Here is a 15,982-nt window from a genome sequence, read left to right as displayed (position 1 = left end):
GAATTTACTGTTGTTCACTCTTCAAGACTTTTTATATCGTTAAGATACGGTCTTGTGAGTGCCCACACAGATTGTCTGATTAAATTGTTAAAGAGCAGTGCCACATCTTCCGTGGCGCGGGCCGCATATATTATGTTTTTCCGCTGTGAAGTCAAGTCATTACTGACCGCCTTCGTTGAATCTTTTTCTGTCACACCAACTTCGTAAGTCGCTGTTGCCGTGTCAGTGGAGGCGCATTATAGGGACTTCTCACCGCCTGACAAGCGCTAAATGCAAAATAATTTCCGTTTGTCTACTATTCACCCACAAAGCTATCAAAGTGGTAGTTTTTCCAGCGAATCGAAGCCATAGCGCTGCAATATTGGCCACAAAGTAGCGACTTTAGGTGTAATCGCCAGGCAATAAACCAGATTCTTATCTGTCGAAAGTGGCGGATTATCCAGATTAGCAATTAGCCATGCTGTTCTTCTGGCAATAGCAGCACCAGAATCAACAAGGCGTGTTCCATCTGGCAACGCCGCTTTCAGCTCTTCTGCTAACAACGGAAAATGCGTACAACCGAGTACAACCGTATCTGGCGGCTCCGGCAAACGCAGCCAAGGACGAAGGATTTTTTGCAGCTCAGAAATGGAGATCGTCTCCCCCTGCAATTTTGCCTCTGCCAACTCAACCAGCTCTGACGACCCGAGAGACAAAATTTGGCAATCCGTCGCAAAACGTGCAATCAGTTCGTGCGTATATGGACGTTGAACCGTTGCGCGCGTCGCCAATAAACCAACAACGCCATTGCGTGTCAGTTTAGCTGCAGGCTTCACCGCTGGGACGACGCCCACGACAGGGAAAGTAAAACGCTCACGTAACGCAGGAAGGGAAATCGTACTCGCCGTATTACAGGCAATCACAACCAGTGCGAGCTGATGACGTAGTTGAACTGCATTAACAATCTCAACCACGCGCTCGATAATAAACTGCTGTGATTTCTCACCATACGGAAACGCTTCGTTATCGAATGCGTATATATAGTGAAGATCCGGCAAGAGCTGCCGGATTTCATCATAAACAGACAGCCCGCCTACGCCGGAATCGAAGACCAGAACCGTAGGACGGGATGGCAGGTTAGAAGGTATAGCTTCCGGTGAGATAGTATTCTCGCCCTGCCGTGCGGTAGCCATATGCCGTCTCGTAATCTTTATCAAACAGGTTGGCGATTCTACCACGAACTGTCAGATGAGAGGTGACTGGATATGAGGCAGCGAGATCAACAGTACTGTAGCTTGGCAAGCGGCGAGTATTCGCTGCATTATCAAACCGCTTACCCACATACTGATAACTCAGATTAAAATCGACGTCATACAAATTCCAATCAACCTGGTACTTTGCTTGCTGTTTCGCACGACGAGCCAAAACCTTATCATTTTCATCGTTGCGGGCATCGAGATAGTCCAAAGTGACTTGATGATTCAGAACACCTGTCTCAAATGACCCCGTCCACTCCAAACCCTTCATCGTTGCTGCATCAACGTTATAATAAGTCCCGGTATTTGTTGCAAAAGCATACTCATACGCGATCAGATTATCGATCTTATTAATATAACCCGACAAACGCCAACTTAATGGCCCGGTTACACCTTCCAATCCAGCTTCCCATTGTTTCGACTCTTCAGGCTTTAAGTTTTCATTTGATTCAATATCGAAACGCTTCTGACCATATAACTGCCCTAAAGTAGGTGCTTGAAAACCTGTCGCATAGGAAAGGGTTACCCGATAGTCGGGGAAAAACTCCCAGCTTGATGCCAACTGCCAAGTACCATGTCTACCAAATTTCTCATTATCATCACCGCGTACAGATCCTTCCAAGATAACAGCACCATACTGCTGTTGCGCGGTTAAATAAGCGCCTGAATTATCCTGCTTATAGCGATTACTTTCACGATTTAGCGTATTAAAACTAACGCCTTCTGAAGTTAACTTCTGTCGGCGCCAATCAACACCGGCACTAACCATGCCATGACTTAACGCCAAAGTGTTTCCCCACAGCATGTCATATTGATCTATATCATCTTGGGAATTATAGGCACCATAACGTCCTTGAGTGCTGAGATACTGAATTGAAGTGTATTTCTGATAGCTGGCGATCAACTGAGAAGCGTAATTTTCATGAGAGAACCGCAAACCACCACTATAAGTATGGTTGTAGATCTGCTGTTCATCATTAATAGGGCCATAGGTGTCATCAGACAGCGCATCATAATCGCTATTATTGCCATAGCCATAGCCACGGAAGAACCCAGAAATTGAATCGTTAAACTGGTGTTCAACACCCGCCCAGAATGTTTTGTTACGCCAGCCATCTTTATCTGAGTCTAACGCTTGATTAGAAGAGTTCGGGTAAACATTAAATCCCCGAGAATCCTGATAAGCTCCAGCTAAAGAGACCCGAGTGTTATCACCAACCGACTGATGCAGGCTGCCACTGTATTCCTGATAGCGGTTCGAACCAATCCCAGTACTGAGTACGGTTTTATTTTCTGTTGTTTGCGTAATGATATTAATTACGCCACCAATAGCGTCAGCCCCGTATACCGCCGAACGTGGGCCACGCATAAATTCAATGCGTTGTACTAAAGCAATAGGAATAAGGTTGAAATCTGGATTGCCTGTAATACCGTATTTAGCAATAGGAACACCATCAATGAGTACCAACGTATGACGTGCTTCTGAGCCCCGAATATACATTGATGCGCTTTGCCCCACTCCACCGGTTTGAGCAATATTCACCCCTGGCAATCGACGCATAACTTCCAAAACATTTTTCGCTTGCCACCTATTGATATCATCACGAGTAACCACATCAATTGGAGCCAACACCGAAGACACCGGCTGTGCGAAACGATTTGCCGTTACAACCATGTCATCAGCATTTTTTTCCGATGACGAATTTTGATTTTCCTGCGCCCAGCCAGAAAATGCCGTGACGGAAAGCGCCGTCAGCAGCGAAATTTTTTTAATCATTGTTAAAGCATCCGAGAAATAATAAGGATGCCGCAGGCTCTGTTAATAGCACGCGATATGCAGAACCAATTGCGACGTATTCCGGCAGGTCTTCGGGCTCGGATGCCGTTGTTACCACAAACCGTCAACAACGGTAAGGGATACAACGAAAGCGATGACTTCCCATCCTCAAAAGTTGAAGACAGTGTCTGCATAATAATGCTATCGCCGGGGCATTCCTTACCGCTGCGCGTCAGCTCCAGATTTACACTGGATTCCCTTTTGACTTGTGATACAAGACCGGACGCTCATCCTACAATCGCGAATTGTGGAAGTCTAGACTTCTATATCACTACAGGATAATAACGTAACAAAACTGGACTTCCTGGCCGGATTCCCTACAATTCCCGGCCAATAACACCCTTTTAGACGCTGTTGACGAGAAAACCATGACGCCAGAAATCCTGCCCATCGAACAATACGACGACCAGCTTGCAGAGAAAACCGAGCGTCTGCGTGGAATGATGGCGCCTTTCAATGCACCGGAACCTGTCGTCTTCCGTTCTCCCGTCAGTCACTATCGGATGCGCGCCGAATTCCGTATCTGGCACGAGGGTGACGAGCTTTACCACATCATGTTTGACCAGCAAACCAAACAGCGCATTCGGGTCGATCGCTTTCCGGCAGCCAGTGAGTTAATCAACCGCCTGATGCCGGAGCTGCTTGCCGCAATCCAGCCCGATTCCGTCCTGCGCCGCAAACTGTTCCAGATAGACTATCTGTCCACTCTGAGCGGAGAAGTGATCGTTTCGCTGTTGTATCACCGTGCTCTGGACGAGGAATGGCAGGAACACGCCCGTGCGCTGCGCGATAGCCTGACGGCGCAGGGATTCCGCCTACAACTGATTGGCCGTGCGACAAAAACCAAAATCTGCCTCGATCGCGATTATGTCGATGAATGCCTGCCGATTGCAGGTCGGGATATGATTTACCGACAGGTAGAAAACAGCTTCACGCAGCCGAATGCCGCAATCAATATTCAGATGCTAGAATGGGCGCTGGATGCGACGGCGGGATCGACGGGAGATTTGCTGGAGCTGTATTGCGGCAATGGCAATTTTTCACTCGCGCTAGCAAGGAATTTCGAACGCGTACTGGCGACCGAGATCGCCAAGCCATCCGTCGCGGCAGCACAGTATAATATCGCGGCGAACCAAATAGAGAACGTGCAGATTATCCGCATGGCGGCCGAAGAATTTACGCAGGCCATGCAGGGTGTGCGTCAGTTTAACCGCTTACAGGGCATCGACCTGACAAGCTACCAGTGCGAGACCATTTTTGTTGACCCGCCGCGCAGCGGGTTGGATGACGAAACGGTGAAGCTGGTGCAGGCGTATCCGCGCATTCTTTATATTTCCTGCAACCCGGAAACGCTGAGCCATAACCTGCAAACGCTCTCAGAAACCCACGATATTCGCCGTCTGGCACTGTTCGATCAATTTCCTTACACCCACCATATGGAGTGTGGTGTGCTGTTGGAAAAACGTCAGTAACAGTACACAATCTGGCGGGTCACCCCGCCAGCATGCTCCGCTACAGCGTTTCGCTCTCTTCTGCGGATACTGATTCCGTGGCTTTTCTGCGGCGCAGCTTCAGACCAATCCAGAAAACCAACACTACACACAGGATTGAAGGAATAAAGTTCGATCCAATGGCGGGATATTCAACACGCACGATGGCGCTGTAAATCAGTAATCCCAACAGAAAACTGGCCGCCGCCAGCATCGGAATACCTTCCGGCATACTGTGGTGCAAATAGCGTTGATGCAGGCAGTAAACGGACAATACCAGCGCAATCAGGGGAAAAATCGAGAACGGAACAATACTGCTGAATAAGGCGGCGAATGCGCCGTTTACGGATAAGCCCGCAATCAACGCCAGCACCAGCGTACCTTTTTCTTGGTGAGGTTTTTCTGTCATGGTTTCTCCCTTTTCATGTTGTTGGTATAGAGGCTTTATGGCACGGTAAAGCTACTATCGTGTTCTTTTCTGTACCAGTAATAAGCACCTTTGGCGATCATCCGCAGTTGCAGTACCAGCCGCTCTTCCAGCTGTTTACGTTGTTCCAGAGAAACATCCAGAGCTTCTGCCCCCGCGCTGAAAACAATCGTCACCATCGCTTCCGACTGCGCTTCCGCAAAACTGCGGGGAATATGGTTTTCCACCTCAAGATAATCCGCCAGTTCAGCGATGAAATGCTGAATTTCGCGCGCGACTGCCGCACGAAAGGCCGCCGACGTCCCTGAGCGTTCACGCAGCAACAACCGGAACGCATTAGGATTATTGCCAATAAATTCCATGAAGGTGGAAACCGACGTCCTGATGACGCTACCAGTCTTGGCAATACGCTGCCGGGCCTGTCGCATTAACTGACGCAGCATCAGCCCGCTTTCGTCAACCATTGTCAGCCCCAGTTCATCCACGTCACGAAAATGACGATAGAAAGATGTCGGCGCGATACCCGCTTCTCGGGCAACTTCACGCAGACTCAGGCTGGCAAAACTGCGCTCAGCGCTTAACTGGCTAAATGCAGCTTCAATAAGGGAACGACGTGTCCGTTCTTTTTGTTGTGCTCTGACACCCATTATGCTGCCCAAATGATCTCTCCCCTTTCCAGAGGGGCACTATAGCAAACTTTATTGTCCGCAGAATGAGACAAAGTTTGCCATATTAAGAATGTGAGAATCTGTTTCCATAGAAAAAGCAGGGATGATTGGGTTCTGTCGCAGTCGATGTTACAATCACACAATGTTAAGGCCACGTTATTATTTTGTATAAAAACAGGTTTAACCTACCATGACTCTAGAACATCAATTCGATTATGATGCCATTGTGATTGGTTCCGGTCCCGGCGGTGAAGGTGCAGCAATGGGATTGGCCAAGCACGGTGCCAAAATTGCGGTGATTGAACGTCACTACAATGTCGGCGGTGGCTGTACCCACTGGGGTACAATTCCTTCCAAAGCCCTCCGCCACGCCGTCAGCCGTATTATCGAGTTCAATCAAAACCCCCTCTACAGTGACAACTCCCGCATTATTCGCTCCTCATTTTCCGACATCCTGCGCCATGCCGACAGCGTCATTGGTCAGCAAACCCGTATGCGGCAAGGATTTTATGAGCGCAACCAGTGCGAGTTGTTCTCTGGTGAAGCCAGCTTCATCGACGCACATACGATTGCCGTTCACTATCCAGATAACACCCATGAAACGCTGACCGCCGCGAATATCATTATCGCGACGGGCTCACGTCCGTATCATCCAGCGGAAGTTGATTTCAACCATCCGCGTATTTACGACAGCGATTCTATTCTGCAACTCGACCACGAACCTCAACACGTCATCATCTATGGCGCGGGCGTGATTGGCTGCGAATATGCCTCTATCTTTCGCGGTCTGAGTGTTAAGGTCGATTTAATCAATACCCGTGACAGACTACTGGCCTTTCTCGATCAGGAAATGTCGGATGCCCTGTCCTACCACTTCTGGAACAACGGCGTGGTTATCCGCCACAACGAAGAGTTCGAGAGTATTGAAGGGCTGTCAGACGGCGTTATCGTCAATCTGAAATCGGGCAAGAAGATGAAGGCGGACTGCCTGCTCTATGCCAATGGACGCACGGGGAACACGGAAACACTGGGGTTGGAGAATATCGGCCTGAGCACCGACAGCCGCGGCCAGCTCAAGGTCAACAGCATGTACCAGACGGCGCTGGCACATATTTACGCCATTGGCGACGTCATCGGCTATCCCAGCCTGGCATCAGCGGCGTACGATCAGGGTCGGCTCGCCGCGCAGGCCATCATCAAAGGCGATGCCAGCGCGCATCTGATTGAAGATATCCCAACGGGCATTTATACCATCCCGGAAATCAGTTCCGTGGGGAAAACCGAGCAAGAACTCACCGCGATGAAAGTGCCTTATGAAGTCGGGCGGGCGCAGTTCAAGCATCTGGCGCGGGCGCAGATTGTTGGGATGAATGTGGGAAGCTTGAAGATTCTGTTTCACCGCGAAACCAAACAGATTCTGGGTATTCACTGCTTTGGTGAGCGCGCCGCTGAGATTATCCACATCGGACAAGCCATCATGGAACAAAAAGGTGAAGGCAATACTATCGAGTATTTCGTTAATACTACCTTCAACTATCCAACCATGGCAGAAGCGTACCGCGTCGCGGCACTGAACGGGCTTAACCGCTTATTTTGACAGGTTTTCCATATAGCCCTGCATATGCTCGCGGATGGTATCAGCAAGCTGCTCGTAGCGTCCGCGCAGCGGTGAACCGGGGCGATACACCAGCGCAATTGTGCGTTTGGGCTCCGGTTTATAGCACGGTAAATAACAGACGCCGTCGCGTTCGCGTTCATGCGGAACCGATAACGACGGCAGCAGCGTAATCCCACTTCCTGCGGCGACCATGTTACGCAGCGTCTCCAGACTGGTTGCCCGGAAATGCGTATCTTCGTCCGCTCCAGCCTGAAAACAGAAGCCCATGGCCTGATCGCGCAGGCAGTGACCGTCTTCCAGCATCAGCAGTTTTTCACCTGCCAGATCGGACATTGCCACGCGCTCGCGGTTCGCCCACGGGTGATCCTGATAAATAGCCAGCTTCATCGGCTCATCGAAGAGGGGGACTTCGATAAAGGCTTCGGACTCTTTCACCATCGCCAGAATGGCGCAGTCCAGTTTGCCGCTGTCCAACTGGGCCAATAACTGATGGGTTTGCGCTTCGTGCAGATACATTTCGAGCTTGGGAAAAGTGCGATGCAGCATTGGAATGATTTGCGGCAGCAGGTAAGGCCCCACCGTGGGGATCAAGCCGATATGTAGAGGCCCGGACATGGTTTCGCCCTGCTGGCTCGCCATCTCTTTAAGTACCTTAACCTCGCGTAATACCGTTCGTGCCTGCTCGACCAGCAGCAGCCCAGCTTGCGTAAACAAGACCTTACGACTGGTACGCTCCAACAGCATCACGCCGAGTTCATCTTCCAGTTTACGAATCTGTCCACTGAGTGTTGGCTGACTCACATGGCAGGAATCTGCCGCACGCCGAAAGTGACGATGTTCTGCCAGCGCGACAAGATACTCTAAGTCCCGAATATTCATTATTATTCTCCTTATCATGATAGCTAACAGCGATAGATAGGATATCAATGAACGATAATCCCTATCAACATCCAAAATGAATAATATATCCCTTAAAGCGCGTCTGCTTCTTCCAACCACCTGTCACGCTATACCGAGCAGGCTAATATATTCAAGTGATTTGACGCTGACAGCATTTTGTGTAGTTCGGTCAGCTAAAGAGGTGTGATAGACGCAGAGAAAGCCGATGCACAGGCCGATAATGAACAATACGGAGGAGGACAAACTCACAGAAGGGGATTAGCAAGGTTTGTAACGCTGCCATCAAAAGGGAAATAAGAAAGTGATTCGGTTCCTACTGTACGCCGTGTGAATAGGAATCTCATCCCTGAGACTCCCCCTTTTCATGGCCGCTGTAAGTGACGTTGAAAGGTGTTCCGCTACCGTTCTTCTTCATCACCGCATTGCGGCCTCGTTCTTCCTGAAATCTTGCGCGTTGCCTTAGCGTGCTACATCAGGGCGAACACCCAGCGTATGGCAAATCGCGTAGCTCAGCTCAGCACGGTTCAGCGTATAGAAATGGAAATCTTTTACGCCTTCGCGGCTAAGAATTTTCACCATGTCCATCGCGATAGACGCCCCCACCATTTTGCGGGTTTCGGGATCGTTATCCAGACCGTCAAACATGGCCGTCATCCAGTTCGGCACACGGACGTTTGTCATCGTGGCAAATTTTTGCAGTTGCTTGAAGTTCGACACGGGCAGGATACCCGGCACAATTTCAACATCGATGCCCGTCGCCACACAGCGATCGCGGAATCGCAGATAGCTTTCTACATCGAAAAAGAACTGTGTGATAGCGCGATTCGCGCCGGCATCAATCTTGTGTTTCAGGTTAATCAGGTCAGCCTGGGCGCTTTTCGCTTCAGGGTGTACTTCAGGATAGGCGGCAACGGAAATATCGAAATCGCCAACCTCTTTCAGCAGGGAAACCAGATCCGCCGCGTACATATCCGGTTTGCCGCCTTCTGGAGGCAAATCGCCACGCAGCGCGACAATATGGCGGATACCGCTCTGCCAGTAATCCTGAGCGATTTCACGCAGTTGTTCACGCGACGCATCAATGCAGGTCAGGTGAGGCGCCGCTTCCAGACCAGTCCGCTCTTTAATCGTTTTGATGATGCTGTGAGTACGGTCACGCTCGCCAGAGTTCGCGCCGTAGGTCACAGAAACGAACTTGGGTTTCAGGTTGCTCAGTCGGTCAATAGAGTTCCACAGGGTTTCTTCCATATCGCTGGTACGCGGCGGGAAAAATTCGAACGACACGTTAATTCGTCCCTGCAATTCCGCCAGACTTTGATTCAGCGCTTCCCGCTGGTTTGCGTGAAAAAAGCTCATACCTGCTACCCCGTTGACCGTGATTGTTATTATCATTCGTTAAACGTCTATACGTTTAGACGTCTATATAGAAAATGACGTAATCTGCTTAAAGAGTCAACGTTTTTCAGCTCAGCAGGTGGTGATGATTACTCACGGTAAATGAAAAAAGTTCATGATGGATCAGGAGTAGTGACTTTTATACACAAACCCAGAAGTATCGTGAGTTGTGCCGTTATCCGGCGTAAAAAATTATGCTGAGGAGAGTACGGGCTTAGGATGAGCCACAAGGACGCGGCGAAAGCTTGCGCCATGCTGGGAGCATGTCGCGAGCGGCGCTGAGCCGCCCCGTGTCGGGCGTGTGCTACGAGGTCGCATGAAAATGGCAGGATTGTGACGCACGAAACCATCTCTCGGGCTACATAAACGAAAGGGGATACGCCCTCAGCCACAGGGAAAATCGTGAAAATGTACGGTATGCCCGTCTTCTGCCGTCAGAAAAATGGCGTACTGCGGAGCTTCCAGGCTGACTTCAAATCCAGGAGCGAAACGCAGGGCAGACTGATGATTGGTGCCGCGTATCGTACTGAACGACATTCCTCGCCAATTGCCGCTGGCAGGCCGATGTACGTGCCCTGCGGAGATATGCCGCACATTGCCGAAACGGTGACACACCTGATACAGCGCCTCTGCCGCCTCGGGAGCCAATCGCACGCTATCAAGCGCTGGAAGCCCGATCGACATCGGAGGGTGATGTAGAAACAGGAACACGTTCTTGCCTTCCGCTGCCTGAAGTTGTCGCGCAAGCCATGTCAGCCGTTCAGAACACAGCGTTCCAGCGACTTCACCTGCATATAACGAATCCAGCAGAATGACGCAATCGTCCCCCACACTCGTCACGCTCTGCACAAATCCGTTCTCATCCGCCAGCATCGGGAATTGAGCCAAAAACATTTCCCGATCGTCGTGATTCCCCATCGTCACACGCCAGGGAACCTGCAATTCAGCCAGCGCTGAGGCCAGAAACGTATAGGATGCCGCACTGCCGTCATCGGACAGATCGCCGGAGATCACCACCAGATCGGTATCGCGATGATGGGCATTAATATCGGCAATCGCGGCCTTCAACTGCTGCTCTGGATCGCGCCCATGCAAATTGCCACCTTGTGCGATCAGATGGAGGTCAGAAAGTTGAATCAGTTTCATATTATCCTCGATTTTCACTATCCACGTGCTATCGCCCACCCATACCGTTACGCCGACTGGCGGCGGATTAGCGGAGCAGCCACTTTCGCTCGACACGCGGGTTCTTGTACCTGAGACTGGCGTCGATCGAGCAACGCCAACGCCTGTGCCGCCATCGTTGCGGGATCCTGACGAAACGTCGTTAACGCGTAGGCATCCCACCCTGCGGCCGGAATATCATCAAATCCGATCACCATGAGATCCTGCGGAACGGCAAGCCCAAACTGCTTTGCACGGTCGATCACGCCGAACGCGACTAAATCGTTAACGCAGAACACCGCATCCGGCCTGACGGCTTCAGGCAGCGAAAACAGCGTCTGCCCGACCACCAGCCCATCGTCATAATCTGTATCGCTGCCGCGCACCACGGCCACGAGCAGCCCTAACGCCTGCGCTTCATCACAAAACGCCTGTTCACGTTCAATGATATTGGGCGTTGCCGAAGCCGCTCCGGCCAGCGCCAGACGCGTTCTGCCCGATGAGGCAAACAACCGCGCTGCCATACGTGCTGCGCTGTCATTATCAATGTGTACGCTGTCACACGCCGGTTCATGCCGCCCGATGACAATCAACGGCTGGCCGTTTAGCTGCGCCAGTTCAACGAACTCTTTCGGCGGCGAGCCGGAAAGCACAATCGTTGCTTCCGCCCGGTGACCAAACAGGATGGAGCGCGCGGCAGCCATCGCCTCCCGCACATGACCGGTATTGATGAGAACAGGAATTGAGCCGCGTTGAATTAACGCCTGCGACAGTTCCGCCACCAGATTGGCACGAAACCCGACTTCAGGGTGCGTCACCACCAGCCCCACCAGGCGGCTGCTGTTCGCCAGCAGGCCACGCGCTAAATCGTTAACCTGATACCCCAGCTCCTGTGCCGCCGTCATCACTTTGGCGTAGGTGGCAGCCGACACGCTTGCGCCGGGGGTAAAACTACGGGACACCGCCGAGCGCGATACGCCAGCCCGGCGAGCGACATCCTGTGCGCTGACGTAGCCCTGTTTACCCACCGTCATTTCCCTATCCTTGCCATGACATCGGCTTTCAAAAAACGCTCCACCACCAGCATGAACAGCACGGAAGGAATCAGCAGCACCAAAGCGGTAATAGAAGCGATCTGGTAGTTGCCGCCCGCCCCCGCGGTATAAAGCAGTAGCGGCATCATCTGCACATCCGGTGCTCCCACGAAATAGCTGCCGGTAAACTCATCCAGCGATTCGAGAAACACAAAGATGGCGGATGCCATCAGCCCCGGCATAGCCAGCGGCAAGGTGATATCGACAAAGGCACGCCACGGTCCGGCACCAATCGATCGTGCCGCCTGCTCCATTTCACGCCCCACCGCCGAGAACGCCGCCGAGGCAATCCAGACGGCAAACACCAGTCCGTGAACCGTGTGAACCAGCACGACACCCAGCAGCGTGCCATTTAGCCCCCACTGATAGAACAGGCGAGCGATATTGACGTACACCGTCAGGTTCGGAAACGCCTGTGGGATCAGGAATATCAGCAGTATCAATCCACGAGCAGGCAGCGGCAGGCGTGCCAGCGCATATCCCGCCGGAATCGCCAGCGACAGCGAGGCCAGCACGGTGAACACCGCCACCAACACGCTATTCCCCAACGCTTCCCAAGCCACACCGCGTGGTGAAAATACCCGCTTCCAGAAGGCGAAGCCCCAGTCATTGGGCAGCAGATGAGGATAGAACCATTTTTCCGCCACCGACCACAGCAGGAGGTTAGCCAATGGCCCAAAGATCAAGAAGATCAGCGTCCCCAGAATCAGCATTCTCGGGATCCACCACAGTACGTTCTTCATGCTTTATCCCTCATATTCAGGCGGAGATAAATCACAGCAAACAAGCCGGTCATCAGCAGGGAAATCACCCCCAACGCATTTGCCACGCCATAATCGCCATAGGCGTTAATACGGAAGGCAATGTTGGCGGTTAGCATCGTCGGCGACTGAGCATTAATCATCATCGGCACGGACAGTACCGACATCATGGTGACGAAAGAGAGAATTAGCCCCGTGAGCAGCGTTTGCCCGATCTGAGGCACGACAATTTCACACAGGATACGCAAGCGCGACGCGCCTAAGTTACGGGCAGACTCAATCATCGTGCGATCCAGTGACGCCATCGCACCCGCGACCAGCAGCGCCACAAACGGCGTCTGTTTCCAAACAAAGGCGAACACGATGCCGCGCCAGTCCAGCCAGTTGCTGGCGCTGGCCATATCGATAATGCCGAGCGTATCCAGTGCGCCATTCAGCCAGCCGTTCTTGGCCAGAAACGTGCGTAAAATTTGCCCAGTCACGATAAACGGAATAAACAACGGCCAGCGATAGACCCATCGCAGTACCGCCACCATACGTGGGCTTTCACCTAAGGTCAGGTAACCGCCGATCATGACCGACAGCAGGCCGATCAACAGCGTCGCGAGGCTCACAATCAGTAAGGTAAACAGGATATCGGGCAGATACAGCGTCAATGCCGTGACAAAATTATCAATGCCCACGCCATTCTGACTAACAAAAGCGCCCCCAACCGACAGCCCCAGCGGCGTGATAAAACAGACCGCCACCACTGCCAGCGCGGGTAGCACAAGCGCGATACCCGCCAGTCGGGAAGAGAATTGGGATACTTGCAACATGAATGTCTCCGCGCTCTGGCTTTATCCTGCCAGAGCGCATGTGGTACTAAGTGTATAAAAAGTTAGGGAGTTATTACTTCGCCATCGCCTGCTCATAGGCGTTCAAAATCGCGGTGTGGTAAGGCGCGATAGGGAACGTTTTTCCTTTGCTTGCCAGCTCGTCAGGCGTCACATCGGTGAACAGACGTTGCCAGACCGCGGGTTTCAACTCGGCCTGAACGTATTTGGCATCAATCCCCGGATACCAGTTAAAGCGTTCCACAATCCCTTCGGCCTGTACTTTGGCGCTGGTTGCCAGTTCAACAAACTGCTTAGCCAGTTCGCGGTTCGGTGCCTGCGCAGGGATGACGTAGTGCATCGGCTGGCCCGGCATACCAGGTGCAGGGAGCAGCAATTTGAAATTGTCCGGCAGTTGCCCACTCGCTTTCCAGGAATAGAACATGTCGACCCACACCGGTCCCATGGCAATTTCACCACGACTCAACATATCGAGCGTGCCAGCATTGCCCGGCGTTAACGTCACGTTCTTGTTAAAGGCTTTCAGCCGTTCAAACGCTGGTTGCCATTTTTTCGCTTCCGCTTCGTCAAACGGTCCGTTCATCAGCTTCTGGGCATCGCCGCCGTAAGCGTAAATCCAACCCATCACGAAGCTGACGCCCGATGCTCCGCCTTTAATCCCGTTGTAGCCGAACATCTTCGGATTCGCGGCAGCCCACTGCTGGATTTCGTCATAGCTTTTCGGCGGATTAGCCACCATGTCGGGGTTATAGGCCAGCGCCGTCTGGCTACTGAACATCGGCATGACATAGCCTTTTACGTCCGTCCCCATGGCTTTATCCGCTGCGGCCATGCTAACCAGCTTGCCGCTGGCGATATCATCGCGATATTTCAGCAGGTCGCCCTTTTGCACCATCGGACCGACAAATTTCTCATGCACGACCGCCACATCGGTGTCCCAGACTTTGGCACCGGCGGCCTGTTGTGCATTGAAACGCTCAAGAATCTTCTGCGACCCCGCATCACCCGGTCCGGTGCCGACCGCACGTACTTTTACGCCGGGATGCTGTTTCTCAAACAGCGGCCCCAGATATTCATTTACATAGTCGACCATGTTCTGGTCACCCGCCGTCAACACCGTTAATTCCTGAGCCTGTACAGCAGCCAGTGGCGTACTCAACATCAGCGTTGCAGCAAAAATACGTTTCATATCATTTGTCTCCAATTCAGGATCAGGCCGTCAGGCCGGGAAGCGGGGAATAACGTGAAGTAGTATCTGGTACCGCCGATAAAGACGTTGTCTCGTGTGCCAGCGGGAAAAGAAACAGCGCCTCGGCAGGGATCTGCACCGCAACCCGCTGTCCGATGGCATAGGGATGCGTCGCATGAACCTGTATCCGCCAGGTGCCGCTGGAAATCGTATGCAGCCAGTATCCGCCAGGGTAGCTTTGTGCCTGTACCGTGCCGTAGCGCATCAACATACCCGGCTGGATGAGCGGAGCATCGGCTGCATCGTAAAGACATGCCGCTTCCGCCCGAAAGCGCGCTTCTATTGGGCCAGGCGGTAGCGACGAATTCGCCGGCACCAGCGAATGACTTTCGGCATCACCGGGAATCATCAGCGTATCGCCGTCATAACGCGCATCCAGCACCAGCCGATTCTCTGCGCCCATAAACGCCGCGACAAACGAACTGGCCGGATGGTGGTACACCTCTTGCGGGCTACCCGCCTGCATGATGCGACCCTGATTCAAAATCACGATGCGATCTGCCATCACCATCGCTTCTTCGCGATCGTGCGTCACGTGGATGGCGGTCAATCCCAGCCGCTGTTGCAGCGCACGGATCTCATCACGCAACTGTAGGCGAATGCGGGCATCCAGATTGGAGAGCGGTTCGTCCAGCAGTAAAATATCGGGCCTCACCGCCAGTGCGCGACCTAAGGCGACACGCTGACGCTGCCCACCGGACAGCTCCGTAGGCTTACGGGCGCTCAGCCCCGTCAACCCAAGCATGGTTTCCAGTTCCGCCACACGGCTGGCAATCTCCGCACGCGGCACGCGGCGCAAACGCAGCCCGTAAGCAATATGCTGTGCCACCGTCATATGCGGCCACAGCGCGTAGCTCTGAAACACCAGCGCCATTCCGCGTTTCTCCGGCGGCGCTTGCGTCATATCCTGCCCATTAACGCGAATCGTCCCCGAGCGTGGTGACGAAAACCCCGCAACTGTACGCAGTAACGTCGTCTTGCCGCATCCTGACGAACCGAGCAACGCAACGAATTCACCCTGTGCAATCTCCAGATGAATATCATTCAATACGGCTGTCGTGCCGTACCCAACATGTAGATGGTCGATGACAATGTGCGGGGCTGCCGCAGAAGAAGTTGTTTTTTGCACAGCTGTGCATTCCGCGATAATCAAACAATGCGCCGATTGTGCGGTGAGATCGTGTCAGTGGCGTGTTGTCACCATGACATTTCAATGACACGACTGACAGGGAAGATTACAGCGGAAATTTTTTGGCGAGTACGAAATGGGGGAAATATGTCTCTTGAATATTGGCCGTCTCCCCAATA

General features: G+C 52.5%; 14 protein-coding genes and 1 riboswitch. Of the genes, 2 read left to right on the top strand and 12 right to left on the bottom strand.

The features are described from left to right. Positions 1 to 314: 314 nt before the first annotated feature. Positions 315 to 1,172 (bottom strand): glutamate racemase, encoded by an 858-nt coding sequence (gene murI, locus I2D83_RS01015; RefSeq protein WP_012772926.1) that lies wholly within the window; start codon positions 1,170 to 1,172, stop codon positions 315 to 317. After that, complete coding sequence (btuB, locus tag I2D83_RS01010) at positions 1,117 to 3,012, bottom strand: TonB-dependent vitamin B12 receptor BtuB (protein ID WP_205947389.1); 1,896 nt, start codon at positions 3,010 to 3,012, stop codon at positions 1,117 to 1,119. The genes murI and btuB overlap by 56 nt, the downstream gene beginning before the upstream one ends. A 66-nt stretch (positions 3,013 to 3,078) precedes the next feature. After that, positions 3,079 to 3,309, bottom strand: a riboswitch (cobalamin riboswitch). 131 nt (positions 3,310 to 3,440) lie between these two features. Between btuB and trmA the strand changes: the two genes are divergently transcribed. Further along, positions 3,441 to 4,544, top strand: coding sequence for a tRNA (uridine(54)-C5)-methyltransferase TrmA (gene trmA, locus I2D83_RS01005; RefSeq protein WP_181845661.1), 1,104 nt, complete (start codon positions 3,441 to 3,443; stop codon positions 4,542 to 4,544). Between the two features lie 40 nt (positions 4,545 to 4,584). On the opposite strand, the gene I2D83_RS01000 is transcribed toward trmA, so the two are convergent. Further along, positions 4,585 to 4,971, bottom strand: coding sequence for a YijD family membrane protein (locus I2D83_RS01000; protein WP_181830182.1), 387 nt, complete (start codon positions 4,969 to 4,971; stop codon positions 4,585 to 4,587). 35 nt (positions 4,972 to 5,006) lie between these two features. Further along, positions 5,007 to 5,636, bottom strand: a complete 630-nt coding sequence (fabR, locus tag I2D83_RS00995) for an HTH-type transcriptional repressor FabR (protein WP_010308157.1) — start codon at positions 5,634 to 5,636, stop codon at positions 5,007 to 5,009. Positions 5,637 to 5,847: 211 nt separating this feature from the next. On the opposite strand from fabR, the gene sthA reads away from it, so the two are divergent. Beyond that, on the top strand, positions 5,848 to 7,254 hold the full coding sequence (gene sthA, locus I2D83_RS00990; protein ID WP_012772922.1) for a Si-specific NAD(P)(+) transhydrogenase: 1,407 nt from the start codon (positions 5,848 to 5,850) through the stop codon (positions 7,252 to 7,254). Here sthA and oxyR read toward each other — a convergent pair. From oxyR to I2D83_RS00950, 8 genes are all read right to left on the bottom strand, one after another. Further along, positions 7,246 to 8,154 carry a DNA-binding transcriptional regulator OxyR gene (gene oxyR / locus I2D83_RS00985; RefSeq protein ID WP_012772921.1) on the bottom strand — a complete coding sequence of 303 codons (909 nt, stop codon included), beginning with the start codon at positions 8,152 to 8,154 and terminating at the stop codon, positions 7,246 to 7,248. The two genes, sthA and oxyR, sit on opposite strands and share 9 nt — an antisense overlap. Before the next feature lie 480 nt (positions 8,155 to 8,634). Then, positions 8,635 to 9,531, bottom strand: a complete 897-nt coding sequence (gene metF, locus I2D83_RS00980; protein WP_012772920.1) for a methylenetetrahydrofolate reductase — start codon at positions 9,529 to 9,531, stop codon at positions 8,635 to 8,637. A 423-nt stretch (positions 9,532 to 9,954) separates the two neighbouring features. Then, on the bottom strand, positions 9,955 to 10,716 hold the full coding sequence (locus I2D83_RS00975; RefSeq protein ID WP_205947388.1) for a phosphodiesterase: 762 nt from the start codon (positions 10,714 to 10,716) through the stop codon (positions 9,955 to 9,957). Between the two features lie 47 nt (positions 10,717 to 10,763). Beyond that, positions 10,764 to 11,768, bottom strand: a complete 1,005-nt coding sequence (locus I2D83_RS00970) for a LacI family DNA-binding transcriptional regulator (protein ID WP_205947387.1) — start codon at positions 11,766 to 11,768, stop codon at positions 10,764 to 10,766. Next, positions 11,765 to 12,571, bottom strand: a complete 807-nt coding sequence (locus I2D83_RS00965) for an ABC transporter permease (RefSeq protein ID WP_012772917.1) — start codon at positions 12,569 to 12,571, stop codon at positions 11,765 to 11,767. Before I2D83_RS00965 ends, I2D83_RS00970 begins: the two co-directional genes overlap by 4 nt. Next, the gene (locus tag I2D83_RS00960) at positions 12,568 to 13,407 is read right to left on the bottom strand and encodes an ABC transporter permease (RefSeq protein ID WP_205947386.1); all 840 of its coding nucleotides are present in this window, start codon (positions 13,405 to 13,407) and stop codon (positions 12,568 to 12,570) included. The genes I2D83_RS00965 and I2D83_RS00960 overlap by 4 nt, the downstream gene beginning before the upstream one ends. 73 nt (positions 13,408 to 13,480) lie before the next feature. Then, positions 13,481 to 14,614 (bottom strand): extracellular solute-binding protein, encoded by a 1,134-nt coding sequence (locus tag I2D83_RS00955; RefSeq protein ID WP_180779161.1) that lies wholly within the window; start codon positions 14,612 to 14,614, stop codon positions 13,481 to 13,483. Between the two features lie 22 nt (positions 14,615 to 14,636). Further along, positions 14,637 to 15,803 carry an ABC transporter ATP-binding protein gene (locus tag I2D83_RS00950; RefSeq protein WP_205947385.1) on the bottom strand — a complete coding sequence of 389 codons (1,167 nt, stop codon included), beginning with the start codon at positions 15,801 to 15,803 and terminating at the stop codon, positions 14,637 to 14,639. Positions 15,804 to 15,982: the final 179 nt, after the last annotated feature.

This window comes from Pectobacterium aroidearum, assembly GCF_015689195.1.
GTDB lineage: Bacteria > Pseudomonadota > Gammaproteobacteria > Enterobacterales > Enterobacteriaceae > Pectobacterium > Pectobacterium aroidearum.
The sequence above is the reverse complement of the archived record's forward strand: the minus strand, read 5'-3'. Positions and strand labels throughout refer to the sequence as shown.

Excerpts from the sequence above, each read along its gene's own strand:
- murI (WP_012772926.1), bottom strand. The coding sequence starts at position 1,172 with ATGGCTACCGCACGGCAGGGCGAGAATACTATCTCACCGGAAGCTATA.
- btuB (WP_205947389.1), bottom strand. The coding sequence starts at position 3,012 with ATGATTAAAAAAATTTCGCTGCTGACGGCGCTTTCCGTCACGGCATTT.
- trmA (WP_181845661.1), top strand. The coding sequence starts at position 3,441 with ATGACGCCAGAAATCCTGCCCATCGAACAATACGACGACCAGCTTGCA.
- I2D83_RS01000 (WP_181830182.1), bottom strand. The coding sequence starts at position 4,971 with ATGACAGAAAAACCTCACCAAGAAAAAGGTACGCTGGTGCTGGCGTTG.
- fabR (WP_010308157.1), bottom strand. The coding sequence starts at position 5,636 with ATGGGTGTCAGAGCACAACAAAAAGAACGGACACGTCGTTCCCTTATT.
- sthA (WP_012772922.1), top strand. The coding sequence starts at position 5,848 with ATGACTCTAGAACATCAATTCGATTATGATGCCATTGTGATTGGTTCC.
- oxyR (WP_012772921.1), bottom strand. The coding sequence starts at position 8,154 with ATGAATATTCGGGACTTAGAGTATCTTGTCGCGCTGGCAGAACATCGT.
- metF (WP_012772920.1), bottom strand. The coding sequence starts at position 9,531 with ATGAGCTTTTTTCACGCAAACCAGCGGGAAGCGCTGAATCAAAGTCTG.
- I2D83_RS00975 (WP_205947388.1), bottom strand. The coding sequence starts at position 10,716 with ATGAAACTGATTCAACTTTCTGACCTCCATCTGATCGCACAAGGTGGC.
- I2D83_RS00970 (WP_205947387.1), bottom strand. The coding sequence starts at position 11,768 with ATGACGGTGGGTAAACAGGGCTACGTCAGCGCACAGGATGTCGCTCGC.
- I2D83_RS00965 (WP_012772917.1), bottom strand. The coding sequence starts at position 12,571 with ATGAAGAACGTACTGTGGTGGATCCCGAGAATGCTGATTCTGGGGACG.
- I2D83_RS00960 (WP_205947386.1), bottom strand. The coding sequence starts at position 13,407 with ATGTTGCAAGTATCCCAATTCTCTTCCCGACTGGCGGGTATCGCGCTT.
- I2D83_RS00955 (WP_180779161.1), bottom strand. The coding sequence starts at position 14,614 with ATGAAACGTATTTTTGCTGCAACGCTGATGTTGAGTACGCCACTGGCT.